General features: G+C 38.8%; 23 protein-coding genes and 2 pseudogenes. 4 read left to right on the forward strand and 21 right to left on the reverse strand.

Going from position 1 to position 26,583, the window contains the following annotated elements; all coding sequences use genetic code 11:
* Positions 1-3: 3 nt before the first annotated feature.
* The 8 genes and pseudogenes from pgeF to yunB form a co-directional block, all read right to left on the reverse strand.
* Positions 4-828: a peptidoglycan editing factor PgeF gene (pgeF, locus tag R2876_00150; GenBank protein MEZ4357042.1), complete on the reverse strand. Its 825-nt coding sequence runs from the start codon at positions 826-828 to the stop codon at positions 4-6.
* Entirely contained in the window at positions 829-1,284 is a 456-nt protein-coding gene (nrdR, locus tag R2876_00155) for a transcriptional regulator NrdR (GenBank protein MEZ4357043.1), read from the reverse strand.
* 32 nt (positions 1,285-1,316) lie between these two features.
* Positions 1,317-1,577 (reverse strand): YlmC/YmxH family sporulation protein, encoded by a 261-nt coding sequence (locus tag R2876_00160; GenBank protein MEZ4357044.1) that lies wholly within the window; start codon positions 1,575-1,577, stop codon positions 1,317-1,319.
* Positions 1,578-1,679: 102 nt separating this feature from the next.
* Positions 1,680-2,918, reverse strand: coding sequence for a SurA N-terminal domain-containing protein (locus R2876_00165; GenBank protein MEZ4357045.1), 1,239 nt, complete (start codon positions 2,916-2,918; stop codon positions 1,680-1,682).
* Positions 2,919-2,973: 55 nt separating this feature from the next.
* Positions 2,974-4,199: pseudogene (locus R2876_00170) on the reverse strand (glutamate-5-semialdehyde dehydrogenase).
* A 75-nt stretch (positions 4,200-4,274) separates the two neighbouring features.
* Positions 4,275-4,871, reverse strand: a complete 597-nt coding sequence (locus R2876_00175) for a hypothetical protein (protein ID MEZ4357046.1) — start codon at positions 4,869-4,871, stop codon at positions 4,275-4,277.
* Between the two features lie 58 nt (positions 4,872-4,929).
* Entirely contained in the window at positions 4,930-5,658 is a 729-nt protein-coding gene (locus R2876_00180) for a YebC/PmpR family DNA-binding transcriptional regulator (GenBank protein MEZ4357047.1), read from the reverse strand.
* A 74-nt stretch (positions 5,659-5,732) separates the two neighbouring features.
* Complete coding sequence (gene yunB, locus R2876_00185; GenBank protein ID MEZ4357048.1) at positions 5,733-6,386, reverse strand: sporulation protein YunB; 654 nt, start codon at positions 6,384-6,386, stop codon at positions 5,733-5,735.
* A gap of 83 nt (positions 6,387-6,469) precedes the next feature.
* On the opposite strand from yunB, the gene R2876_00190 reads away from it, so the two are divergent.
* A complete protein-coding gene (locus tag R2876_00190; protein ID MEZ4357049.1) occupies positions 6,470-9,340 on the forward strand; it encodes a PBP1A family penicillin-binding protein in 2,871 nt (956 codons plus the stop codon).
* A gap of 5 nt (positions 9,341-9,345) precedes the next feature.
* On the opposite strand, the gene R2876_00195 is transcribed toward R2876_00190, so the two are convergent.
* From R2876_00195 to R2876_00250, 12 genes and pseudogenes are all read right to left on the reverse strand, one after another.
* A complete protein-coding gene (locus R2876_00195; GenBank protein MEZ4357050.1) occupies positions 9,346-10,293 on the reverse strand; it encodes a calcium/sodium antiporter in 948 nt (315 codons plus the stop codon).
* 218 nt (positions 10,294-10,511) lie between these two features.
* Positions 10,512-11,204, reverse strand: coding sequence for an MgtC/SapB family protein (locus R2876_00200; GenBank protein MEZ4357051.1), 693 nt, complete (start codon positions 11,202-11,204; stop codon positions 10,512-10,514).
* A 110-nt stretch (positions 11,205-11,314) separates the two neighbouring features.
* A complete protein-coding gene (gene spoVAE, locus R2876_00205; GenBank protein MEZ4357052.1) occupies positions 11,315-11,671 on the reverse strand; it encodes a stage V sporulation protein AE in 357 nt (118 codons plus the stop codon).
* Complete coding sequence (spoVAD, locus tag R2876_00210) at positions 11,659-12,687, reverse strand: stage V sporulation protein AD (GenBank protein ID MEZ4357053.1); 1,029 nt, start codon at positions 12,685-12,687, stop codon at positions 11,659-11,661. Before spoVAD ends, spoVAE begins: the two co-directional genes overlap by 13 nt.
* Positions 12,688-13,146 carry a stage V sporulation protein AC gene (gene spoVAC, locus R2876_00215; GenBank protein MEZ4357054.1) on the reverse strand — a complete coding sequence of 153 codons (459 nt, stop codon included), beginning with the start codon at positions 13,144-13,146 and terminating at the stop codon, positions 12,688-12,690.
* Positions 13,147-13,275: 129 nt separating this feature from the next.
* Positions 13,276-13,686, reverse strand: coding sequence for a stage V sporulation protein AB (locus tag R2876_00220; GenBank protein MEZ4357055.1), 411 nt, complete (start codon positions 13,684-13,686; stop codon positions 13,276-13,278).
* A 5-nt stretch (positions 13,687-13,691) separates the two neighbouring features.
* On the reverse strand, positions 13,692-13,964 hold the full coding sequence (locus R2876_00225) for a hypothetical protein (GenBank protein MEZ4357056.1): 273 nt from the start codon (positions 13,962-13,964) through the stop codon (positions 13,692-13,694).
* Positions 13,965-13,987: 23 nt separating this feature from the next.
* Entirely contained in the window at positions 13,988-14,269 is a 282-nt protein-coding gene (locus R2876_00230) for a stage V sporulation protein AA (protein MEZ4357057.1), read from the reverse strand.
* Between the two features lie 254 nt (positions 14,270-14,523).
* Positions 14,524-16,340, reverse strand: a pseudogene (gene typA, locus R2876_00235) (translational GTPase TypA).
* A gap of 126 nt (positions 16,341-16,466) precedes the next feature.
* On the reverse strand, positions 16,467-18,233 hold the full coding sequence (locus tag R2876_00240; GenBank protein ID MEZ4357058.1) for a serine hydrolase: 1,767 nt from the start codon (positions 18,231-18,233) through the stop codon (positions 16,467-16,469).
* Between the two features lie 70 nt (positions 18,234-18,303).
* A complete protein-coding gene (locus R2876_00245) occupies positions 18,304-19,515 on the reverse strand; it encodes a cofactor-independent phosphoglycerate mutase (GenBank protein MEZ4357059.1) in 1,212 nt (403 codons plus the stop codon).
* A gap of 83 nt (positions 19,516-19,598) precedes the next feature.
* Complete coding sequence (locus R2876_00250) at positions 19,599-20,756, reverse strand: AI-2E family transporter (protein MEZ4357060.1); 1,158 nt, start codon at positions 20,754-20,756, stop codon at positions 19,599-19,601.
* A 374-nt stretch (positions 20,757-21,130) separates the two neighbouring features.
* Between R2876_00250 and R2876_00255 the strand changes: the two genes are divergently transcribed.
* The 3 genes from R2876_00255 to R2876_00265 all read left to right on the forward strand — a co-directional run bounded on the left by R2876_00255 (position 21,131) and on the right by R2876_00265 (position 25,490).
* On the forward strand, positions 21,131-23,407 hold the full coding sequence (locus tag R2876_00255) for a heavy metal translocating P-type ATPase (protein ID MEZ4357061.1): 2,277 nt from the start codon (positions 21,131-21,133) through the stop codon (positions 23,405-23,407).
* Positions 23,408-23,497: 90 nt separating this feature from the next.
* Entirely contained in the window at positions 23,498-24,358 is an 861-nt protein-coding gene (locus tag R2876_00260) for a prephenate dehydrogenase (protein MEZ4357062.1), read from the forward strand.
* Positions 24,359-24,374: 16 nt separating this feature from the next.
* Positions 24,375-25,490, forward strand: a complete 1,116-nt coding sequence (locus R2876_00265) for a GNAT family N-acetyltransferase (GenBank protein ID MEZ4357063.1) — start codon at positions 24,375-24,377, stop codon at positions 25,488-25,490.
* A gap of 4 nt (positions 25,491-25,494) precedes the next feature.
* Here the strand turns inward: R2876_00265 and R2876_00270 are convergent, their stop codons facing one another.
* Positions 25,495-26,505, reverse strand: coding sequence for an NAD(P)H-dependent glycerol-3-phosphate dehydrogenase (locus tag R2876_00270; GenBank protein ID MEZ4357064.1), 1,011 nt, complete (start codon positions 26,503-26,505; stop codon positions 25,495-25,497).
* Positions 26,506-26,583 lie beyond the last annotated feature (78 nt).

Raw genomic sequence — 26,583 nt, forward strand, 5'->3', positions numbered from 1 at the left:
AATTTATACTAACGATATCGCCGCAAGCATTGTGCCTGTAATGCCGTTATCTCTCCTGTGCGAGAAAAAGTCCTCTTCTTTACAGCATGTACACATATTTGCGACATTTATATGCTCTTCTAAAATACCAAAATCTATTAAATCATCTACGATACAAGATATCAAATCTACGTATTTATTGCCTTCTTTTAATGAAATCACATCTTCCCCGAATTCATTTTTAAACATATCGGCTACGTCTGCCCCTACTTTAAAGCAGCATTTGCCTATACAGGGCCCAACGGCCACTAAAATATCCTCTGGGTTTGAAGCATACTTTTCCTGCATCATGTCTATGGTCTTTAAGACTATATGCGCATAAGTCCCTCTCCAGCCGGCATGCGTTATCGATATCGCAGGTTTTGTCGGGTCTAAAAAATAAACGGGTACACAGTCTGCATGTGTGGAAGTTAAAACTAAATCCTGTTTATCCGTAGTCATTCCATCTGAAACGCTCATCAAATTTTCGCGGGATATGCCCATGCCTTTAACGTCTTCATCCACATAAACTACCCTTGAAGTATGATCTCCGTTTACCAAAACGAAAGACTGTGTGTCAAGATCGAGTAAATCTGCCAAGATGTTATAATTGCTTAAAACATTATCATGATTGTTTTCACGTTTGAAACTAAAATTAAGCGAATCAAAACTCCCAGAACTGACTCCGCCTTTTCGGCCCGTAAAGACATGCTTTACCAAACCTGTTTGTTTAAAAAGTGTGCTTTGAAAAATCTTTACTCCATTTAAGTCAGCAGATTCAAAGCCATTAATAATGCCATGATGTTCCATTTACCTCTCCGCTAAAAGTTTATTTAGTTCTTCTAAGAATGTATGTAAATCTTTGAATTGGCGATAAACAGATGCAAAACGGACATATGCAACTTCGTCTAAATCTTTTAATTCCTGCATAACCATTTCACCTATTTCAGATGAGGGTATTTCTTGTTTTAGAGAGTTGAATATTTTCTTTTCGATTGCCTCGACACGGTCGTCTATTTCTTTAACGGATACGGGGCGTTTTTCGCATGCACGTATAATGCCTTTTTTGATCTTGTTAGTATCAAATGTTTCACGGCTTCCGTCTTTTTTCACAACAAGCAAAGGAACATTATCTATCTTCTCGTAGGTAGTAAACCTCTTTCCGCAGTTTAAACATTCCCTTCTTCTTCTGATAGCTGCATCTTCATCTGTGGGCCTTGAATCTATAACTTTGCTCTCTGTACATCCACAATACATGCACTTCATAAAATTACCCCAATTTGAATTGATTGTCTATACTATTCAGAATAATGCGGTATGCAGTTAATGTCAAGCTCTACGAGTATAACATCTTCTCCAATTTTCCGTATATTTTTATATGGTATGACATAATCCCTGTCCCCTCTTGAAAAAAAACTGAATTTACACGGTCCTGGGACAACTATGGCACATATTTTCCCATCGCACTGGTCAATCAAAAGATCACATATAAAACCAAGGCGCTTACCGTCTATACAGTTTACAACTTCTTTTTGCCTTAACTTTGAATATCTAGTCATTTATATATCACTCAAACCTTTTTGCTTTATTATATGATTTATTAAAAAACGTTAACACATAACAAAGCAAAACGACTGTTAGGCAAGAGTCAGTTTTTTATGCTATTGCATAAGTTCTTCTGTTGTAGGTGGTATATAATTATCTGTAAATTTTTCAATTTCAGCTTTGCTTTTTAATTCTTCTAAATTGTTATCCCAAAGTTCAGCTTTTTTGCTGTTTTCTATTAAAGTCTTAATATCGTCTTTAACTGTTTTAAAATCAACTGGGCCGGCAGATGTCTTTCTCACCAGCTTAAGTATATAATAACCGTACTTGGTTTCAATCAACTCGGATATATCGCCTGGATTTTTAAGTTTATTTGCTGCTATTTGAAGCTCAGTTGGCTTATCTGAAGAAACGAGAGATATTTCATAGCCGTTTTCCTTAACATCTTCATCAAGCATATCTTCATCATCACCGTATTCATCAATAACTTCGTCAAAATCCTTGCCTTGTTTTAAAAGGTTTAACACTTCCTGCGCTTCCGGCTTTATTTTAGCAAGCTCTTCTGCTAGCAAAGCTTTTGTTTCATCTGTGCTGGAAGTCGTCGTCTGGCTTAAAATATCATCCGGCAATGCGATATATACATGCTTTACCCGGTTTATCCCTTCCGGAATATAAAGGTTTATATCATAAGCATTGGAAAAATAATTATCGAGTGCAGTAATGTTGCTTTCCTGCGCAATGCTCTGCTGGTTAGCCAGCTCTTCGTTATAGTAATCTTCAACCTCAGTATCCGTTACCGTAAGCCCATCGAAAACATATTCCCTAAGCACGCTTAAAGTAAGCTCGTCCCAGTAGTAATTATATAAATACTCCTGAGTATAGCCTTTATTTTCTACATACTTGTTATATTTTTCTAAAACAGCCTCATCAAATTCTTCTTTAGACATCGTTATGTCTTTTTTCTCATTGCTCTTCTGAACTTCCGATTCACATTGTTCTTTTAAATCGGCTAAAAAATCTTCTCTGTTTTTCTCTATAGTGCTTTTTTGTTCAGATGTAAATTTAGTAAGCCCTAATTCCTTAGCCTGCTTTTTAAGTAGCTTTTGGCTAATGAGTTCATCAACTATCATTTCACGTATCTTATTTGAATTTTCTTCGCCAAAAGAATCATCCATCCTGGATTCTATCATGCCATAATTATTATACAAATAATCTGACAGGCTCTTTTGGTATTCACTATAATATATAGATTCACCGTTGACTTTCGCTACCACCAAATTTTCGTCATCTGAACAAGACGTCAAAAAAAAGGCAAATGCCAAACATAATAAAAAAGATATTATTTTTTTATACATTTATTAAGACTTCCCCGATTCTAAAAATTTTAAAAAGAAACTTTGTTAAAGTAAACTATCTTATTTGGCCGTCTCCGTCAATTATATATTTATAAGTAGTTAGTTCATTTAATCCCATTGGCCCTCTGGCATGAAGCTTTTGTGTACTTATGCCTATTTCCGCGCCAAAACCAATTCCTCACCATCTGTAAACCTTGTAGATGCATTTACATAGACTGCAGCCGCATCGACCTCATTTTGAAACTTTCTGGCATTTGCAAAATCCTTAGTTATTATGCATTCGGAATGCATAGTGCCGTGTTCGTTAATATGATCGATAGCTTCTTCAATGCTGTTAACTACTTTAACGGAAATTATATAATCTAGGTACTCAGTATAATAATCTTCTTCTGTAGCTGCTTTTATATCCCCCACGATAGACCTTGTGACTTCGCAGCCCCGCACTTCTACGCCGTTATCTTTAAGAGCTTTTATTACTATTGGTAAAAATTCACTTGCTATATTTATATGTACTAAAAGCGATTCAAGGGCATTGCAAACCGATGGGCGGCTTACTTTCCCGTTTACAACTATATCGGATGCCATTTTAAAATCCGCAAACTCATCTACGAAGGCGTGGCAGTTTCCTGTGCCCGTCTCTATGACAGGTACAGTGGCGTTTTTAACAACGGACTTAATAAGCCCTGCCCCTCCGCGTGGAATAAGTACGTCTATCAGCCCGTTTAACTTCATCATATATGTCGCACATTCTCTTGACGTATCTTTTATCAGGCAAACAGCACCTTTAGGAAGCCCTGCAGCCTCTGCCGCTTTGATCATAACGTCTGAAACCGCACAATTAGAAGATATGGCTTCAGATCCTCCTCTTAAAATCACCGCATTACCCGTTTTAACACAAAGGCCTATGGCATCAGACGTAACGTTTGGCCTCGCCTCGTATATTATCCCGATAACTCCCAGTGGCACGCGTACCCGGCCGATGGTTAAACCGTTTGGCCTCTTCCACATCCTTGTAACTTCGCCGACAGGGTCGCTTAACTGAGCGAGCTTCCTGAGGCCGGCCGCCATATCGTCTATACGGGCTCCGGTTAGCAGCAGCCTGTCTGTCATAGCTTTGCTTATGCCCTTTTCTTTAGCCCTTTTTATATCTACTTCATTTTCTTTAAGTATGTATTCTTTTTCTTTTTGAAGTGCATCGGCCATCGCAAACAATATATTGTTTTTCTGCTTTTCGCCAAATACTGAAAGCTTTCTAGAAGCTGTTTTTGCATTAAAAGCCATTTCACGTATAAAATCCATAATAAACCCCCGGCTTGGACTTCTTTTTATACATTATAAATGTTTTGGTTTTGATTATCAATCACCGGTATCATTTTCTTCCCCTTCAATTTGTAAATTATCTTCGTTTGCATCTATATAAGAAATGATATCCTCAATGCTGTTAAAGACCTTTCCTTCTTTAAGCGCCTCTTTTTCTTCAACGGTCAGCTCCCTGTCGATCGGTTTGAATGCCATTAACAACACCTGCTCATCACTGCCGCTTTGTGTATTATACACACATAGCTCTCCGTCTTCTTCTTTTAAAATATAATGGTTTTCGCAGTAGCACCTGAACGTATACTTTATTTTTACAAGGCTGGAAGAAAAACTCTCTATTTCTCCCTCGCCTAAGACTTCGTTTAATTCAGATTCTGTAAGCCCTACCCAGCTTTTGTCTACGTCTTTTGAATCATATATGCTATGCCCGCATGCAGTATAATAATACTCATATTGACAGACACAATTTTCTGAAATACGAACAGAGTTAACTCCTACCGAAAGCGAATCATCATCAGAAGCATTGTTTTTATCAGATGAGCTAGACGTAGAAAGCAGTATGCCGATGCAAAAAGCACCAAATACAACAAAAAAAAGCACTTTCCATTTAGTTTTTGTCTTATTAAATAAGGACATAAAAAATCCCTCCGATTTCTCTTTGGGATTATTTTTGCCAAATGTTTTTTTGCTATTCTTAAATCAGCCCTTCTGCGTTATGATACACATTTTGCACATCATCGTTATCTTCAAACATATCAAGCATATTCTGTATTTTATCAGCTGATTCTTCGTCAATCGATATCGTGTTATTCGGCACTAAAGTAACTTCTGCCGAATAAAAGCTAACGCCATTTTCCTCAAGTGTTTGCCGCACTTTAGAAAAATCTTCCGGGCTGACAGTCAGCTCGTAAAAATCATCGTCTCCGTCAAAATCGTTAATGCCTGCGTCTAGTGCCGTCATCATGAGGCTTTCTTCATCAACAGAAGGATCTTTTTCAACAAGCATGATGCCTTTTTTTTCAAACATCCACGAAACGCAGCCTGTTGCCCCAAGCGAACCGCCGCATTTATCAAATATATGCCTTACATCGCTTGCCGTCCTGTTCCTGTTATCGGTTAAAACCTCCACTATAACTGCAACTCCGCTTACTCCGTATCCTTCGTATATTACATCTTCGTAATTAATTTTGCCTAATTCTCCGGCAGCTTTGCTTATTGAGCGTGCTATCGTATCGTTTGGCATGTTATTGGCTTTGGCTTTTGCAATAACATCTTTTAACTTCGAATTGGCATCCGGGTTGCTTCCGCCTTCTTTAACTGCAACTGCTATTTCCCTGCCTATTTTAGTAAATATCTTTCCGCGCTTAGCGTCTACGCCTTCTTTTCTGCGTTTAATATTTGCCCACTTTGAATGTCCGGACATAAAATCCACCTCTTAATTAAAATCTTTAAAAATTATATCATAGTAGGCAATCCTTAGCAATCCGCATATATATTTTACTGCGGGATCAAGTTCATAAGCTCATCGCGATCAGCCTGTAAATACGTTTCCGGTACTTTACCTACTATAATAGTTTCTAAAATCAGCATCTCGCTTTTAGTACTGACTTCCTGGCTGCTGTTGCCAACTATTATTTTAAAAGTCGTCTCTACGTCTATATAGATACAATGCCTCGTCTGGTTGATACCAGCAGATTCAAAATCCGAATAAAATTTAGAGGTTGCCACTCCTATAGGTTCAAATTTTATATTTATATTAGGCCCTCTTCCGGAAAAGAAAGACCCTCCTAAAATACTTCCTATAGGCAAGTCAATCCCCTGGGTACCAAGCTCCTCAATACGCTGCTGTGTATCAAGAGCTATGCTGGAAGAAACTTCATTCATTTTAACTGAATTTGCAAGTATAAGATTTATCTGTCCTTCATTGTCTTTTTCTATATTTATAAAATCCGAATACTCTAAATCTTTCGTTATATCTTTAATGGATTCGTTCATCGCGTTAACGGCCAGGCTCTTAAGCTTTGTCTCCGTCAATGCAAATATGCCGGGTTTAACCGAGGCGTCTATAATATATAAAAGCACTATTACGGAAATCAAGATCAAGGTTATTATTATTTTTTTGTTTATCCTAATGCGAAAATTAAACGGCATAATTTTCTCCTCCCGATAAAACAATATGTAAATTTTTTGCGTCTTACTAATAAAAAATATAAAAAAAATTTTTTTGTGATATAATGGGACTGTATTTTATGAAATCAGGAGCTATAATGGGTCTTAAAATAACGTTTTTTAATATATCGGATAGTCTTAAAGAGCTTTTTTCAAGGCTTTTTAAATCCAAGAAAAATCCGCCTGAAGGCACTAATAATATAGACACCGATACTGATTTGAATGAAACCTCGGTATTTTCCGGCGGAGGCAATAATTTTAAAAAAGCTGCCCGTAAATCCAGAGGCTTTTTTAAGTCTATTATAAGCAGATACGAAGTTTACTTTACCCCTCCTGAAAAGGAAAAAAACTTTGCGCTTAGCGTAACTATAAATACTATAAGGATACTTTTTGTCCTCTTAATAATAACGGGCTTTTGTGCTTTTGGAAGTGTGCTCGGCCTTGCTAAGGGATACATGGAGACAACCCCTACGCTAGACGTAGCAGATATACAAGACCAAGCTGTCAACTCATATATTTATGATCAGGGCGGCACTTTAGTCACGACATTTTCGGGCCTTGAAAACAGGGATTGGGCTTCTCTTTCAGAGATACCTGAAAAACTTCAGGAAGCCTACATCGCGATTGAAGATATCAGATTCGAATATCATTCCGGGATCGATGTAAAAAGAATACTGGGTTCATTTGTAAATAACTTTACAAGCTCCAGCACTCAAGGCGGGAGCACAATTACCCAGCAATTAATAAAAAACAGCATTTTATCTTCTGAACAGACCTATAAAAGAAAGATTCAGGAGGCGTATTTAGCTATACAGCTTGAATCAGTATACTCTAAAGACCAAATTCTAGAAGCTTACTTAAATACCATTCCTTTAGGTGGTACAATATATGGCATAAAAGCCGCCGCGACAGATTATTTCGGCAAAGATTTAGATGAACTCTCATTAAGGGAGATGGCTTGTCTTGCAGCTATGGCACAGGCTCCGACAAAGTATAACCCCCGCCGGGTTTATTATGTAACCCAAGATCCAACTGCTTTAAACGAACGCATAGACACCGTTCTTAAGAATATGTATACTGCCAACTACATAACAAAAGAAGAGTATGAGGCAGCACTTAGAGATGAATTAAACGTTGTTGAAGAATCCACCTATAACACCAGCTCTGTTTACCCATACGCTTATTTCATCGATTACATGATAAACGACGTTATAGACAATATGCTCATCGCTCAAAATTTAGAAGATACCGAAGCTAACCGTTCAAAGATAGAAACTGAACTTAGAACGGGCGGATATAAAATATATACCACTCTAGATACTGAAATGCAGGATACTGTTCAGGAAACTCTTTCAACCTATAATTATCCTGCAATGGCAGATTCAGAGAATTCAGTCAAATTAGAAACAGACTCTTCCGGTACCACTATAGAGACTGTTCAGCCTCAATCTTCTGCCGTAGTTTTTGACTATCATACAGGCGAAATAAAGGCTATAATTGGAGGGCGTGATGAGCCTACATATCTAAAGGCACTCAATCGCGCATACCAGTCTAACATGCCCGTCGGGTCCGCCATCAAGCCTATATCCGTATACGGCCCTGCCATAGATATAGGATATTCCCCTGCTTCTATAGTTGCAAATGTACCTGTTGCAATCCCCGGATGGAATACTGCTACAGGATATCCTGCCACAAATAAAAGCACATATGGTCCCGTTACTTTCAGGACGGCCATTGTACACTCTCTAAACGCGGCTACTGCTCGTATACTGATGGAGGACGTAGGCATAAACACCTCAACTAATTACCTTGAAAGTTTAGGAGTAGATCCGGATAATATAATTTCAGACGGGCCAGGGCTTGCCCTTGGAACTTCGGGCATTACGACACTTGAAATGGCCGTTGCTTACGGCTGTATCGCAAACGGCGGATTATATATGCAGCCGCTCACTTTCACAAAAGTGGTAGACAGGGACGGAAATGTAATTTTAGATGCGGATTCCATACGTGTTACGCGCCAAGTGTTTAAGAAGACCACCGCATATCTGCTAACTGATATGCTGGAAGATGCAGTCAGTGAAGGTACCGGAACAAGAGCCAAAATCGCCGGCATGACTGTTGCCGGTAAAACCGGTACTAATCAAGATAACCGCGGCGTATCCTTCTCCGGATATACGCCTTATTATTCCGCCTCTGTATATATAGGCCACGACGATTATGAGCCGCTTTCCAGCAGGATCTCAGCCAGTTCTACAGCTGCCCCGCTTTGGCAATCTTTTATGTCTAAATTACATGAGGGCCTCACGAATAAAGAAATTATAGATTTTTCAGAAGTTTCAGATCAGATTGTGACAGCTACTGTGTGTTCTGTTTCCGGGAAATTAGCTACCGATGCGTGCTATGAAGATATACTTGGAAGAACGCCAGTTACAGATATATTCGATAAAGATTCAGTTCCTACGGAAGAGTGCGACTGGCATTATGAATTTAATTTCTGTACGGATTCCGGGCTGATAGCTACACCATTTTGCCCTGATGAAAAGCTGGTTAAAAAAGCGCTAGTTTTTGCTGACTCTACTTCGGCATTATCGCTTTGGCCCGGCACCAACGGAAGCATAGTCCTGCCCGACAGCGTTTATTCGGATACGTTTGACATAAGCCAGTTTACTTATGATAACAGCCTTTACTCAAGCCTGTTCTGCGATGTGCACACAGCCGCAACGTCTTTGAAAACGGCAAAAACTGCGGCACGGTCTGCTATTACCAATGCAAATAACAAGCTTAACGCAAATCCACATACGGTTGAACAATACGATGAAATAATGGGAATCATAAACCAGTTAAACACGCTTCTGTCATCGAGCACTGCAACAGAAGCTGAAATAACCAGCCTTACCAACTTATTAAATTCAACTGTTAAATCTTATTTCCCATAAAAATATCAGGCACAAAGAACTGTAAGATATATAAGATATGCAAATATTATTAAAACACCCTGATAGCGCTTAAACTTTTGTGTCATAAGTGTCGGCAGTGTTGCAATCAGTATTACGCCTAAACATACAGGCAGATCAAGTGATGCCGCCTGATTAGAAATGGGCAGGGCTTTGCCGGAAATCAGTGTGCATACCGGCAGTATTACCGTTAAATCAATAATATTGGCCCCAACTATGTTTCCGATCGATAACGTTGCATGCTTTTTAGCAAGGGCTGCAATAGTGGTCACAAGCTCCGGGAGAGATGTTCCTATTGCTATTACAGTTGCGCCTATTATGCTTTCAGGCACGTTTAAAAGCCGTGCTATTTCACTTCCGTTGTCTACTAGAAGCCTCGCACCTATAACTATCCCTAAAACTCCAAATATAAATTTTAATATATTTACAAAAGCTTCTTTGTTCTCAAATTTTTTCTTTTTTTCTATATTCAAAAGCATAGAGCGTTTGGAGTCTTTTATGTTTTCAATTACAAATACGCAAAACATCGCAAGGAGCAAAACGCTGGGCATTATACCAAGCTGTCCGTTATATGAAAACAAAAACAGCAAGGCGCAGGATAGTATCATCAAAATCCCTTTAAATGCAAATTTAGAACGTTTAATGGCGATCGGCATGCACAATATCGAAATGCCCATTACAAGCCCTACATTAACAGTAACGGACCCGACTGCATTTCCAACAGCCATATCAACTTTACCTTCCGTTGCGGCTAGAACCGATACTATCAGTTCCGGCAAAGTGGTGGCCACACTTACTATAGTAGCCCCTACAATAAACTTAGGTATATTTAGTGCCTCTGATATCCAGCTTGCGGCATCTATAAAATAGTCACCGCCTTTGATAGTTAAGGCAACGCCTAAAATAAACAGCGCTACTATAATAAAAGTTTCCATATTTTCTCCCTTGTTTTAAATATTAAAAAAGGCTCAAGTATAGCTTAATAAAAACAACTATACATGAGTCTCATTATTTAAGGCAAGCCAGGCTAAAAAGCCAGTATGTTGACTTGACACATACCTTATACGGTATGCCAATTACTCCCTCACGAGATTTTGAGAATACGTATATAATACACTACTTGTCTTATTTTGTAAACAATATCATGTTATGTTTAATTCAGCTCCTCGATGTATTTAACTCCATTTGTTTTACCAAGCAGCTCGATTACCTGTTTATGAGTTATATTTTTTGTAAGTTCAACGGAAAACATACTCCCTATATTTACATCGCTAGATTTATTAAGATGCTCGCAATCGTGTATTATAATACCATTTTTACGTGCCTCAATTAAAAAGTCCGGTAGATATTCTAAATTTTCAAACAACACAAATATTCTTAATCGTTTTGAACGCAGCATATATCTAAACTGCAATTTTCCGCCAAATATCATAATCACTAAAAGCAAGCCGGTTGCAATAATTGCTATCAAATAAAATCCTGCGCCAATAGCAAGCCCGATACAAGCCGAAGCCCATAGCCCTGCAGCCGTGGTAATGCCTTTTACTTCGTGATAACCTGTCATTATTATCGTGCCGGCACCAATGAAACCAATGCCGCTTATCACCTGTGCCCCAAGCCTTGCCGGATCTGATAAATTATACGTATTTGTCAGGTATTCTCCGGTTATCATGACTACTGCAGCACCTACACTTATTAGCATATAAGTCCTAACTCCTGCTGCGCGCCGTTTCCTTGTCCTCTCTATTCCTAACATGCCTCCGCAAAATGCGGCCAGCACAACCCTGACTAACACAACTACAACATCTGTACCTACAAAACCGATACCAGACAAGAAAGAATCCATTTTGCCTATCTCCTCTGTGATTTTTTTTATATTATAACACAAAAAATCTGCTGTACCAATTAATTGGTACAGCAGAAATATTAATTAAATAAATATTCTTTAACTAGCATTTATTTTTTTGTCTTAGGTTTAAATATCACGGCAACTAAATATCCAAATAATATTGCAGCAGTTATACCGCCCGCAGTAGCAGTGACTCCGCCCGTAAAAATCCCGATTATCCCATCATTTGATACGGCCTCTCTAACTCCTTTAGCAAGAGAATATCCAAACCCTGTAAGCGGCACAGTTGCTCCTGCACCACCCCAGTCTACCAAAGGCTCGTATATTCCGATAAGTGTAAGCAAGACTCCTGCAGTAACGAAAATCACCAAAATACGGGCAGGGCTTATATTTGTTTTAGACAGTATTATCTGTCCTATAACACATATAATACCGCCAACTAAAAATGCCTTTAAATATTCCATATGATTTCACCTCTTTCAATAGCCACAGCATGTGCAATACAAGGTATGCTTTCCCCTTGCATGCTCGTCGTCGGTGAATGCAAGGCACCTGTTGCAATTAAAAGTATCCTGTTTATCTTCTTATCTTTAAATTTCTTTAAATAATAGCAATTAAACATAAGAGCGCTGCAGCCGCAGCCGCTTCCTCCGCAATACATGTCTTTAACTCCTTTATATAGCTCTACTCCGCAATCTGTATAGACGGCTTTTACATCTACATTTTCCTTTGCAGTGTATTCAACCAATAATTTGCTTCCAAATGTTCCTAAGTCGCCTGTAATTATAAGATCATAGTAATTTGGAGCCCTTTTAGTATCCTCCAAGTGTGTAACCAGTGTTTCTACTGCCGCAGGTGCCATTGCTGCGCCCATGTTATTTGCATCTGAGATTTTTAAATCTATGACCCTCCCCGGAGTCGCGCATGTTATTCTCGCGTCATCTGCCTGTCCAGTGCTTGATAGGACTGTTGCCCCTGCCGCAGTTGCCGTATGCTGTGATGTAGGCGTTTTGGGCGTACCTAATTCCAGCGGATACCTAAACTGCCTTTCCGCAGTTGCAAAGTGGCTGCTGGTTGCGCATACAACGTTATCAGCATATCCGCCGTCTACCGCCATTGCACCTACTAAAAGCGATTCCGACATTGTAGAACAGGCTCCATACAAGCCTATAAACGGTGCCCTCAGTGTCCTTGCCGCAAACCCTGCAGATATTATCTGGTTTAATAAATCCCCTCCAAATAATATCTGTATGTCATCTAAAGTAAGCCCTGCGGATGTAACTGCATTTTCAACTGCCCTTATGAACATCTTTCTTTCTGTTAGTTCCCAGCTCTTTTCGCCCCACAGATCATCGTTAAAATATGTATTAAAATATGCTCCTATAGGCCCTTCCTTTTCATCTTTTCCGGCAACACCACCATTGCCACGTATATAGGGAGCTTTTTTAAATGTGAGCGTTCTTTCTCCAATCCTTCCCATTTATGCACCTCCGAATATAAGGTACATTATCCCGGCAAACACAGATGCGGATATCCCATATACCAGCACCGGCCCCGCTATATTGAACATCTTGGCGCCAACACCTAAGACAAAACCTTCCCTTTTAAACTCAAGTGCAGGTGAAACTATCGAATTGGCAAAACCTGTAATAGGTACAATTGAACCGGCTCCTGCATATTTACCTATAACATCGTAGATGCCTAGGCCGGTAAAAAGTGCCCCTAAAAAAATAAGAACTACTGCAGTAAAGGCAGAAGCAGTGTCTTTGCTTAAGTTAATTATATCCTTAGCAAAATTGCTGATAAGCTGCCCAATAGTGCAGATAAGCCCTCCAACCCAAAAAGCTCTTGCGCATTCTGAAATCAGCTTGCTTTTAGGCTGTTTTTCTTTTACATATTGGTCGTACTCTTTTTCGTCTATTTTTTTTGTAATATCCATTATGTCTTTCCTCTTATTCTTTTATATCTTTATTTTCTTTCGCAAATTTAACAGGTTCTTCTTTCTCAACCATACTGTTTTGCTGAGTCAAATCATCTATCGGTATCTTTTGATAATCCATGGTTCCTCCTATCTAAATAAATTTCCTATCCAGAATACAAGCGATCCTGCAAGTTTTCCCGCCATTACGGAAATTATAATAATCACTACTCCCAGTTTTCCCATCTCAGATTCGTCTAGTAACCGAATAACGTTTAACATTTCAGTTATGCAGGCTATCAATATCCCCGTAAATGCACCAAACGCAAGCCCGGGTATTATAGCTAACAAAGGTGATAAATTTAAACTCATGTCAGAAAAATATATAATAGATGCAAGTATTGTGCCTAGCACTGAAGCCGCTGCATAAAATTTGTACGATCCTTTTATCTCAGGGCTTAATATCAAAAATATATTCAGTGCAAGATAAAAAGCCGCAAGAGAGCTCCCAACTATCACTCCGCCGGCAAACACAGCTAAAATTGACAAAAAAGTCCCCATCTTATCTACTCTTTCTTATCAACGTTATACTTATCTATATCATCTTTAACCTGCATGTTATTGAGTTCAAGCAAACCAGGATACTTGCCTTTCTTAGATTTTGTTATCTTAAGCACTGCCAAAAATCCACCGGCAATCCCGATAGCATATGGCACGCTTAATAACACAGTATCGCTGCTTTTTTCGCCTGTGAAAAAAGTGTATATCTTATCGTGCGTATCCTTCATATTTACATCTTCGTTAAAGCTTATTATCCCTATAGCTGCACCGAATAACATGATTACACTTAACAAAAACACCTTTAAAGCCACAATGAAACTATTTCTTTTAACTTGCTTTTTATTACGCAGTCCGTAGTCGAGCCGGTATTTTGTATAAGCACATTTGGAAATACGTTCGATATCTTTTCAATGACGTCTATCGCAGAAACAATGCATACATCTTCGTCTACCGGAAAAGTGATTTTATTAAGAGCGCTTTTCTTGTCCGTTGCTGCATAGATATCGCAGACTTCAAAAATATTAATTTTATTTGACTTTACCCTTGCCTCTTTGTTAAGTGCAATATAGATGATTTCATACATGTTTTCGCCTTACACCAACAGGTAATTAGTATAAGAATCTCCCGAAAAAATTCCTCCGAAAATAGTTATACAAATGAGCGCTATAACCGTTAATAAAAGCGTTATTAAAATAACTTTTCTCATAACATCACCTCTAACACTTTTTATTATTTCCTTTTCTCAAAAAAGTATTATCTGAAATTCTTAAATAAAAAAACCTAAACACTTTTAATAAAAGTATTTAGGCCTTTTTTAAACTTTATTTTTAATTATCGTTATTTTTTTATATTTGCACGCATCCTTAGCGAATGGTCCAGTATCTTTTTCCTTATACGAATAGATTTTGGAGTAACCTCTACCAGTTCGTCATCCTGAATAAACTCAAGTGTCTCTTCTAAGCTTAGCTGCTTAGGCGTAGTCAGCCTAAGTGCCTCATCGCTACCTGATGCACGCATATTAGTCACGTGCTTTTTCTTGCAAACATTAACAACTAGGTCTTCACTTTTGGGCGAATATCCAACGACCATACCGCCGTAAACCTGTACCCCTGCGCCTATAAAAAGTATCCCCCTGTCCTGTGCATTAAAAAGCCCATAAGGAACCGCTTCCCTGTTTCAAATGCAATTAACGAACCATAATTTCTCTTTGGGATCTCGCCTTTAAACGGCTCATAACCGTTAAATATCATATTCATGATGCCTTCGCCTTTTGTATCTGTCAAAAATTCGCTTCTATATCCAAACAAGCCTCTTGCCGGGATAATAAATTCAAGCCTCATGCGTTCTTCTTGCCTTGTCATCTGTACAAGTTCTGCTTTTCGAGTTCCCAGTTTCTCCATAACGTTTCCAACGTGTTCGGAAGGGACATCTATTATCAGGTTTTCCATAGGTTCACAAAGTTTACCGTTTATAGTTTTATTAACCGCTTTTGGCGTGCTTACCTGAAACTCATATCCCTCTCTTCGCATAGTTTCTATAAGAATAGAAAGGTGCATTTCTCCGCGGCCTAAAACCCTGAAAGAATCCGGGCTTTGCGTTTCCTCCACTTTTAGCGAAACGTCTTTATGCAGTTCCTTTAAAAGCCTGTCCCTTAAGTGCCTGGACGTAACGAATTTACCTTCTCTGCCTGCAAATGGGCTGTCGTTTACAGAAAATGTCATCTCTACGGTCGGTTTCGATATTTTCACAAATGGTATCGGCTCAACCATGGAGGGGTCGCAGACCGTGTTGCCTATATCTACATTTTCAACACCAGAAAAAGCTATTATATCTCCGGCGATCGCCTGTTCTGCCGGGACTTTTTTAAGCCCGTCAAACTGGTATATCGCAGTAACTTTTGAGCGCTGGTTTAAATCATCCTTGTGATAATCGCAGAGCACTACTTCCTGCCCTTGCTTTATCGTTCCGCGTTCTATCCTGCCAACCGCTATCCTGCCTACATAATCACTGTGGTCTATAGACGATACAAGTATTTGTAGCGGCGCCTCAATATCGACATCCGGCGCTGGTATGTAATTAACTATCGTTTCAAACAACGGGACTAGGTTCATGCCTTCTTCATCAGGTTTTAAGGATGCCGTACCGTTTCTTCCGGAACAGTAGATTATCGGGCTGTCTAATTGTTCTTCAGATGCATCCAGCTCTAAAAGCAGCTCTAAAACCTCATTTTCTATATCTTCGGGACGGGCGTCTGGTCTGTCCATCTTATTTATGACAACAATTACCCTGTGGTTTAATTCAAGGGCCTTTTGAAGCACAAATCTGGTCTGCGGCATCGGGCCTTCAAAAGCATCTACTAAAAGCAAAACTCCATTTACCATCTTTAAAACACGCTCTACTTCGCCGCCGAAATCTGCGTGTCCGGGAGTATCCACTATATTTATTTTTATACCGTTATAAACAGTAGCCGTATTCTTGGCAAGTATCGTTATTCCTCTTTCGCGTTCTAAGTCGTTAGAGTCCATAACTCTTTCCTGGACTACTTGATTTTCCCTTATCATACCACCTTGTTTCAGCATTTCATCTACAAGAGTTGTCTTCCCATGGTCAACATGGGCTATAATAGCCATATTTCTTAAATTTTCTCTAATCACGTCAATTCTCCTTTAAACTCAAAAATTATACACCATGTCCGGTATATAATACAAGTAAAATATAAAAAAAGGCCAACATATATTTGTTGCCCTTTTAAAGCACTTTATACAAACTCTTTTTAATATTCAATCCTGTATCAAAGTACCTTCAGCCTCAGGCATAACAAGGCCTATAACCCTTTTTCGCAATTGTTTTCTGCTTATAGCTTCGTTCATTACTTTTTTATAAAGGCTGTCCGGTCCTTCCAAAAGCTCAAGCAACATATTGACGCTGCCCAATACAGAGGGCCTTTCATTAAACCTTATTTTCAATTTGTCACCTTTAAATATAAACTTAAATATTCTAACACTCGGCGTCTCGATAAAAAAGCAAAATACTTTTAAAACTACTTCCTCATTCTCTTCAAACCACTTTCCTATCGTACCGATCGTATATACTTCTCCGTTTATTGAAACGTCGCTGTAATTAATTTTTTCGTTTAGGCCTATTTTTATTACGTTTATGTCTTTGCCTTCGTTTAACTGTATGAAGCATGAATCTCTTTTAAAAGAAAACTTAGCTGCCGAAACGCCTTTTGAAAAATTGATATTTAAAGACTGTAAGACTAACGGAAGTATGCCGCCCCTCGTCTCGGACAGAGAAAAGGCCTTGTCATCGTATTTTGTTTTCGCTGCCCTAAATATTTCTCTTTCAGGCTTCTTTTCGCCTTGCGTTTTAACATCTTTAAATTTAACAGCCCTTAATTTTGAAATCGTATCTTTTAACTTTGCATACGCCTCTTTGTTTTCGGGTATTGACTCTATGCCAGGTGCAAAACTGCTTTTTCCTAAAAATTCCTTTATTAAATCAGATGCCTTGCCTTGTGTAAACATAGTCTGACTTCCGGATGTTAATGCTATCACCATATCCCTTTTAGGCGATATAACCATATGCTGCCCGAACGCGCCGTTAAACTGATAGCTTCCAATAGTCGGCCCGCCCCATATAGAATAACCGTATCCGTCTTTAACTACTTCTTTATCCGAATCTATATGGTTTGAAGTAGCTTCCCTTATCCACTCTTCTGAAATGAGCCTGGTTTGTTTTCCATTGACGTCCCACTGCCCGTTTTGCAAGTATAACTGCCCTATCTTTGCTATATCAAGTACATTTAACGATAATCCCCAGCCGCCTTTTTCTATACCCTTGGGGCTTTTCTCCCATGTAAAATCTTTGATATTTAAAGGCTCAAATAATTTCTTGGTTAAGTATTCAGATACATTTTTACCTGTCTTTTTTTTGACAATAGCAGACAGCATATACGTATTCATGCTGTTATAGTAAAATTCTTTTCCCGGCCTGCTCACCGGTATATGAGCCAGATATGCTTTTACCCAATCCTTGTCTGTAACAGAACCGGCCTCATTAAAATGTATGCCTGATGTCATGGTCAGCAAATGCCTGACGGTTATTTTCCTCTGCCATATAACCGTTACAGGCGGGGCATCTTCTTTGAAAATATCATATATCTTTTCATCTAATGAAAGGGCTCCCTCATCTATAAGCATGCCTATAGCAGTTGAAACGACACTTTTGCTCATAGAAAAAAGCATCTGCGGGTATTCTTTTTTATAAGGGGCAAAACTGCCTTCCGCTACGATTTTGCCATGGCGCAGCATGACAAAATTATTGATGCTTATCTTTTTTTTCTCAATCGAATTTAAAAACCCGGTTATGTCATTTGAATCAATTCCCTGGGATTCGGGAGTAGCACGCGGGAAATTATCACTTTCTTTGCGCGGATAAAATTTCCCCTTGGTTGGGAAATAATCGTACGCACTTATTTTATTAAAATTTCCGGTTATAAATTTTATCAGTAAGTCTACCGTTTTAACCTGCATGATAACGTCCATGATTTGCCCCCGCGTTATAACAAATTTTAAATTTAACTTATTACCATGTTTAAAAGGTTTGTAACTTAATTTAACAGTTAAAAAAGAAATCCAATAATTTATGGCCAGGGTCTATAAATATTCCGGTTTTCGCAGCGCTTTTTTCATCATATGCATCTGCGGCACCGTTTAGTTTTTTACTGCTTTTGTATATGGCAAACGGCACAGGATCCGACGTATGCGTATTTATGCTAAGCGGCGTTGGGTGATCTGGCAGCACCATTATTGCATAATCCTCTTTTTTATCATTAAGCGATTTAATAATAGGCCCTATGATTTTTTCATCTATAAGTGAAATAGCCTTGATTTTTTCATTAAGCTCATTTCTGTGTCCGCATTCGTCCGGTGCTTCTATATGCACATACACAAAATCGTACCCTTCGTTCAATATATCTATTACGGCCTTAGCTTTACCTGAAAAATTTGTATTTATAGTCCCCGTTGCACCTTCCACGTCTATGCTCTTCATGCCTGCACATATGCCTATGCCTTTAATCAAGTCAACGGCAGACACTACAGCACCTCTAAGTTTAAACTTTTCACTAAACGGCGGGAGCTTCGGCTTTGTCCCTTCACCCCAAAACCACATCGAGTTGGCTGCTTTTAAGCCTCTTTCCTCCCTTGCTTTGTTGATAGGATGATCTTTTAAGAGTTTATATGAGCGTTTCATTAAATCAAGCAGCAGTTCGCTGTTTTGCCCTTTAGGCAGATACTCTTTAATTTTTTTCTTAGAAATGTCATGCGGAGGCGTTAAATCTGCTCCTGTTGCGGCATCCCTTAAAACAAGGCAATGCCTGTAGCTTATGCCGGCGTAAAGGTTAAACCCCTCACATTTTAAATTTTTATTAAGATAATCTATCAATACTTTGGATTCTTCTGTTGTAATCTCATCCGAACTGTAATCTATCATAGTAGATTCATAAAAATTATCTTCTGCCGATAGGTTGACGAGGTTGCATCTATATGTGACATCATTGTCATTTAATGTTATGCCCATGCTTACGGCTTCGAGCGGCGATCTGCCAGAATAATATACCTTTGGGTCGTAACCCAGAACAGAAAGGTTGGCCGTATCGCTACCCGGCTTTAGCCCGTCTGGAATGGTCTTAACAAGCCCCGTCATGCCATGCTGCGCAATAAAATCCATGTTAGGCTTTTTTGCTATTTGAAGTGGCGTTTTACCTCCGAGTTCTTCAATAGGGTAATCTGCCATCCCGTCTCCCAATATCACTATATACTTCATATCTACCTGCTTTGCTAAAATCTGTTTTTTATTTAGTATAGCATCAATCTATTTACCTTACAACAAGCAAGCAAATCGGATATTTAATCACTTTTTTCGCTTTTCCTGCCTATTTTACCATTTATTTTGTCGTTTATAAGAGAAGCAATTCCGGAATAAATAACGGCAAACACAGGTACGCTTACGACCATTCCCCAGAAGCCGAAAAGCCCGCCGCCAAGTATAATGGCAACTAATACCCAAAAAGCAGACAGCCCTGTTGAATCGCCAAGTATCTTTGGGCCTAAAATGCTTCCGTCTATCTGCTGCAATATGATTATCATTATAAGGAACCATAAAGCCTGTGTCGGGTTTACTATAAAGATTATTAAAACCCCGATAGCGGCACCGATAAAAGGCCCAATAAAAGGTATTATATTTAAAATACCGACTATTACGCTTATAAGTAAAGCATACGGTAAGCCCATAATAGTCATTATCACAAATGAGGCAACGGTAAATAAGAAAGATTCAAGTATTTTACCTGATATGAAATTGGAAAATGTTTTATTGCTCTGTTCAAAAAAGGAAATAAAACCTTCTCCTCTCTCCTCATTTAAAACAGCATATATAACTTTTTTTATTTGTCTTAAAAGTTTTTCTTTGCTGTCTAAAAGATAAATCGAGAATAATATTCCAAGGAGCAGGTTCCCGATAGCAACTGCGAATTGAATAGATATCTCAAATACCTGCGGGATATATGTCTCTATCGTTTTGCCGAGATTAGCTACTACATCCTGCCATGGCATGACAAAAGACTGGACGCTTGAAGTATCTATATTAAATTTCCCAAGGATATTAATCACCCAATTTTGCAAAGCAGAGAAATACTGCGGCAAGGATTCGAACAATGTATAAAAACTTTCCACAAGCTGAGGAAAGACAATTATAGCTATTAATACCACAATGGTTAGTATAAAAACATACGTTATAATAATAGATACTACACGCCTTGGTTTATTTGTCTTACATTTTTTAAAAAAAGGTGTTAGAACCTTTTCGGTGAACTTGACCGGCCTATTTAACAGATAGGCCAGCACAAAGCCTATTATAAGTGGTGATAAAACCCTGACTAAGACACTTATAGTTTGAAATACGTATTTTAAGTTCAAAAACAAAAGTATAACTGCCGCACTCGAAATAATTGCAAGAAAAAGATAATATGCCATAGACGCGTAGGTTTTGTTTTTGTCGATTCTCACATATTTTCTCCTTTGAATTTGCTTATGGTCATCTGTTTTATATCATTATTTATTCTGCCCTTAAGCATTAAATTTATAAGGATGTTCTTTAGTTATATGAAAATTATCTCTTTCCCCTCATGAAAAAAAGTACAGCTAAAGCGGCTAATGTAATAACCGATATAAATAAAATACAAATAATTTTAATTGATACTCCACCTAAAAACATATTACTCCAATATTTATAAACCATATTAAATCTTACAATTTAAAACTTAAAATTATTCAAAAACAGCTTGTATTATTTTATTCATTTTTACCTATGCTACTAGCGTTTATTGAATACTTTTCTAAAATAAATTATAATTACTATATTATTTTTAAGGAGCATTTTTATGAAACAGAAATTTGACGTAAACGGCATGAGTTGTTCTGCATGTGCCGCTCATGTTGAAAAGTCCGTACATAATCTTGAAGGAGTAAAAGACGTATCCGTCAATTTACTTTCCAACAGTATGAACGTATCTTATGATACTGATAAATTATCTGAAAAAGAAATCGTGGCTGCCGTAGTAAATGCAGGGTACTCCGCAAACGCTGTAAAGCCGGCTTCCGATAAATCAGTTGCAAAAAATGCAGATATAAACGAAGACGATGAAATCAAATCTATGAAAAATAGATTTATAACCTCGCTTATTTTCCTGATACCGCTATTTTATATTTCCATGGGCCATATGGTAGGGCTTCCGCTGCCGCAGTTTTTTCATGGCTATGAAAATGCATTCACTCTTGCATTCACCCAGTTTTTACTCACTTTACCCATAGTATTTATAAACCGCAGATATTATATAACGGGGATAAAACAGCTAATTAAAAGAGCGCCTACAATGGACACGCTTATCGCTATAGGTTCTGCCGCTGCAGTTCTTTACGGAATTTACTCGATATTTCAGATAAGCTATGGTTTTTCAATTAATAACATAGAGCATATCAACTCCTATGTAATGGACTTATATTTTGAATCCGCATGTACGATACTTACGTTGATAACGTTGGGTAAGTATTTAGAATCCCGCGCAAAAGGCAAGACAGGCGCGGCAATAACCAAGCTTTTAAACTTGTCTCCTAAAACAGCAACCGTTATACGTAATGGAATTGAATCCGAAATCCCCATTGAGGACCTTTTGGTCGGCGATATAGTCTTGATCCGCCCAGGACAAAGCATCCCTGTAGACGGCGTTATCATTGAAGGCTCCTCTTCTGTAGATGAATCTGCAATAACCGGTGAGAGCATACCGGTTGAAAAACAGGCTGGCGACAAAGTTATTTCCGCCACTATAAACAAATCCGGGAGCTTTAAATTTAAAGCTGAAAAAGTAGGAGAAGATACTACTATTTCACAAATAGTCCGTTTAATAGAAGAGGCCGCTTCCTCCAAGGCGCCTATCTCACGTTTAGCAGACAAGGTAAGCGGAATATTCGTTCCCGTCGTTATAACCATTGCCGTAATTGCGGCAGTAGTCTGGCTTATTTTAGGATATCCGTTTTCCTTTGCTCTTTCGATCGGCATAGCCGTTTTGGTTATATCCTGCCCATGTGCATTGGGGCTTGCTACCCCCGTTGCCATAATGGTAGGCACGGGGCGCGGCGCTGAAGACGGGATCTTGATAAAATCTGCCGTATCGCTTGAAATCACCCATAAAGCCGATACGGTCGTCCTTGATAAAACGGGCACTATCACTATAGGCCACCCAGAAGTCACAGATATAATAACGCTTGACGATTCTATATCAAAAGACGAACTTTTAACTATAGCGGCCTCCCTTGAAAACCCTTCTGAACACCCGCTGGCCGAAGCTATAATAACAGAGGCAAAAAATAAGTCTTTAAACCTTATAAACGTCTCCTCGTTTAATTCTGTACCTGGCATGGGTATAAGTGCAAAAATAAAAGACGGCGCATTTCTAGCAGGCAATATGCGCCTTATGAAGGAACATGGTATAGACTCTTACTCTATACAGGAGATAGCTGACAGCTTATCATCTCAAGGCAAGACTCCGCTGTTTTTTGCTAAAGACAAAAAAATAATCGGCATAATAGCAGTTGCCGACACGATAAAGCCTACGAGCCAAAAGGCCATAGATAAATTTAAAGAAATGGGCCTTGATATAATAATGATGACAGGAGACAATAAAAATACCGCACTTGCCATAAAAGAAAAGCTGGGTTTAAAAGACGTAATATCAGATGTTTTTCCGCAGGATAAAGAAAGCAAGATACGTGAGCTGCAAAGCACCGGTAAAACAGTTATAATGATCGGCGACGGAATTAACGACTCTCCTGCTTTGACGCGTGCCGACATAGGGATAGCGATTGGAGCAGGTTCTGACATCGCAATAGAATCTGCAGATATAATTTTAATGAAAAGTGACCTAATGGATGCGGTCCGCGCTATACGTTTAAGCCGGGGCGTAATCAGAAATATACGTGAAAACTTGTTTTGGGCGTTTTTCTATAATGTAATCGGCATACCTTTGGCTGCAGGGATCTTGATTCCATTCTTCGGGATACAGTTAAGCCCGATGTTCGCTGCGGCGGCAATGAGCTTAAGCTCTGTTACAGTTGTAACGAATGCACTCAGGTTAAAGCTTTTAAAACTTGACAAAAGCTGATTTTAACCCTGATTTAAATGCATTTCTTTACTGTATAAACACTATATGGTAAAATTCATCTATACATTTTTTTATTTAGGAAGCAATAAAATGAATAATTTAAAAGAAAAAATGCAAATCTCGGTTGTCGGGCTTGGCCTTATCGGCGGCTCATTTTGCCGGGCGATAAAAGCACATACGGATCACATATGTTTGGGTCTGGATGTAGATAAAAAAGCTATATCTTTGGCATTAAATGAAAATGTGATCGATGGTGAAATAACATCAGACGGGCTTAAGAAATGCGACCTTAATATAATCTGCCTTCATCCCAAAGAAACTATCGATTTTATATTAAATCATATAAAGGATTTTAAGCCGGGTAGCATAGTTATGGATGTTTGCGGCGTAAAAGAGATAATAATCAACAGTGTTGACAAACCCCTTTACGACAATGGGATTGCTTTTGTAGGAACCCATCCTATGGCCGGCAATGAAAACTCTGGTTTCGGCGCATCTACGGATACACTCTTTAACGGCGGCAGTTTTATAATAACCCCGAGTAAATTAACTTTAGAAGATAAGATTAAAACGGTAAAGAAATTGGCCGTAGACATAAAATTCGGTGAAATAGTATTATCAACACCCGAAAAGCACGATGAGATAATAGCCTACACCTCTCAGCTTGCGCATATAGTTTCCAGTTCTTATGTTAAAAGCCCAACTCTTAAAGATGAGTACGGTTTTAGTGCCAACAGCTTTCAGGACTTAACACGCGTTGCAAAACTGAATGAAGACATGTGGACAGATCTTTTCATGCTGAATGAAAAGCCGTTATTATATGAACTAAATACCATAATATCGCATTTAACAGAGTATAGGGACGCTATTTCCAAAAAAGATTACACCACCCTTAAATCCTTGCTAAAACAGGGCCGTATAATAAAAGAAAACCACTTAAAACAAAAGTGACTTTCGGAGGATTTATATGAACGATCCGCGAATTGCTACATTTAAAGATAAAAAAAGCTTAAAAGACCTCTGGCGGCTATGCTTCAATACAGACTCAGACAGTTTTATAAGCTGGTTTTTTAAAAACAGGTTTATACCAAGATACTGCGTTTTAATAGAAGAAGAAGGCAAGGTACTCTGTGCACTTCATTCGCTTCCGGTCCATTTGAACATACGCGACAAAATAATAGACTCCGTAATCATTGCCGGCGTCGGTACCCACCCGGATTTTAGGGGCCAGGGCTATATGGGTAAGGTATTCAGGTATTACATGAACTATATAAGCTCAATGGGCATCGTTTTAACTAATTTAACGCCGGAATACACGCCGACTTATATATCTCTCGGCCACCTCCCTGCAACCAATTCCGGCCATCTTACAATTGATAGAACAACTAAAACCAAAATGCCGGATTCAATAAAAGACACTGATTTAACTTCTGGAATAAGCTCTATATACTCCTGCTATTCACTTTTTTCAAAACAGTATTCTGGAATAGTATCCCGTTCTTATGCAGACTTTAGGTTTAAACTTGGAGATTACCTTGCGGACAGCGCTAAGTGCATAGCTTATATAAAAGACGACATTTTAAAAGGGTACTGCATTTACTATGATACGCCAAAATTACTCCATGCCGAGGAATTTGTCTTCACTTCACCTGAAGCTGTCAATCCCATGGTATATGGCCTTATGTCCAAAGCTTACGGGAAAAAACTTCATATAAAGACGCCTCCGGACGTTAAAATAGAAATTAAAAATGCAAATTTCGAAATCAAGCCGCAGGCTTCTTGCGGAGTTGCAAATGCGCCTTCTTTATTATCCAGTATTTGCGGCACAAAAGATTTTACGGTTTTGATAAAAGATAAAAATGTATTGTCAAATAACGGCACGTTCGATTTTTCCGGCTGCCCAACTGAAAAAGAAGCTCAGCTGACTATCAATGCAGAGCACTTATGCCAATGGCTAAACGGATATATATCTTTAAAAGAATTGCATGAAAAAAATCTTGTCAGCGTTCTTGATTTAAATGTCTTAGATGAATTAGACGGCTTGTTGCCGATTAAGAAATGTTTTATAGTGGATGAATACTAGGAGATTAAATCCATGTATCCTCTATTTCCTTCTTTTTGGGCCTAAACATCAGTTCCTTAAGCCCCGCTTCCGGTTTTAATCCCTTATAGCATACCCTATAACACGCATCTGTTATCGGCATCTCAATGTCGTATTTTTTTGAAAGGTCTCGCGCTATCTTTGTAGCATAATATCCTTCAACGGTACCGGATTGTTTTATAGCCTCTTCAACGGGCACGCCCTGCCCTATTTTTATGCCTGCGCGCCTATTTCTGCTGTGCATGCTGGTGCAGGTTACTATCAGGTCGCCTAGCCCGGTAAGGCCTGCGAAAGTCTCCTTTTTTGCCCCCATAGCAATGCCTAAATCAGCTATTTCCTTTAAGCCCCTCGTCATCAGTGCCGCTTTGGTATTATCCCCCGTCTGCATACCGTCGCATATGCCGACGGCAAGAGCAATGATGTTTTTAACAGCTCCTCCAAGTTCCACCCCGGCGACATCTGTACTCGTATATATCCTCAATATCTCGCTGCTTAAACAATCCTGGATCATCCTTGCCGCTTTTATATCTTCAGAAGCAGAAACAAGTGCGGTAGGCACTGCCCGGGCAACTTCTTCTGCATGCGATGGGCCGGATAGTACGACCAGTTTATTATGCGGCAAACACTTTTTAATTCCAAGAGACAACCTGTCAAAAGTCTTGGGTTCAAAACCCTTTGCAATATTTACAATGGTACAGTCTTCCGATGAATATTCGGCAATTTTAGAGGCTAAGTCCGATACTGCAAAAGAAGGCACGGCCATAATACAAATGTCCGCATCTTCAACAAAGGTTAGGTCTTTTGAAAACTTTATTTCTTCTGGAACTTTTACTCCGGGAAGTACTTTGTTTTCACCATTATTTAACATATAATCAATTTCTTGCGGGAACGTAGACCACATCGTTACTTTATGGTGCGAATGAACTGCACACATAGCAAGCGCAGTGCCCCATGCGCCAGTCCCTAAAATCGCTATTTTTTTGCCGAATAATCTCATAGCCTTAAAATCCTTACTGTTAAAACATTTGCCAAATTATAGCACTAAAAAATTATATTAGTTATTACATTATAAACG

It is taken from the genome of Eubacteriales bacterium (genome assembly GCA_041390245.1).
Taxonomy (GTDB): domain Bacteria; phylum Bacillota; class Clostridia; order Christensenellales; family JAWKQI01; genus JAWKQI01.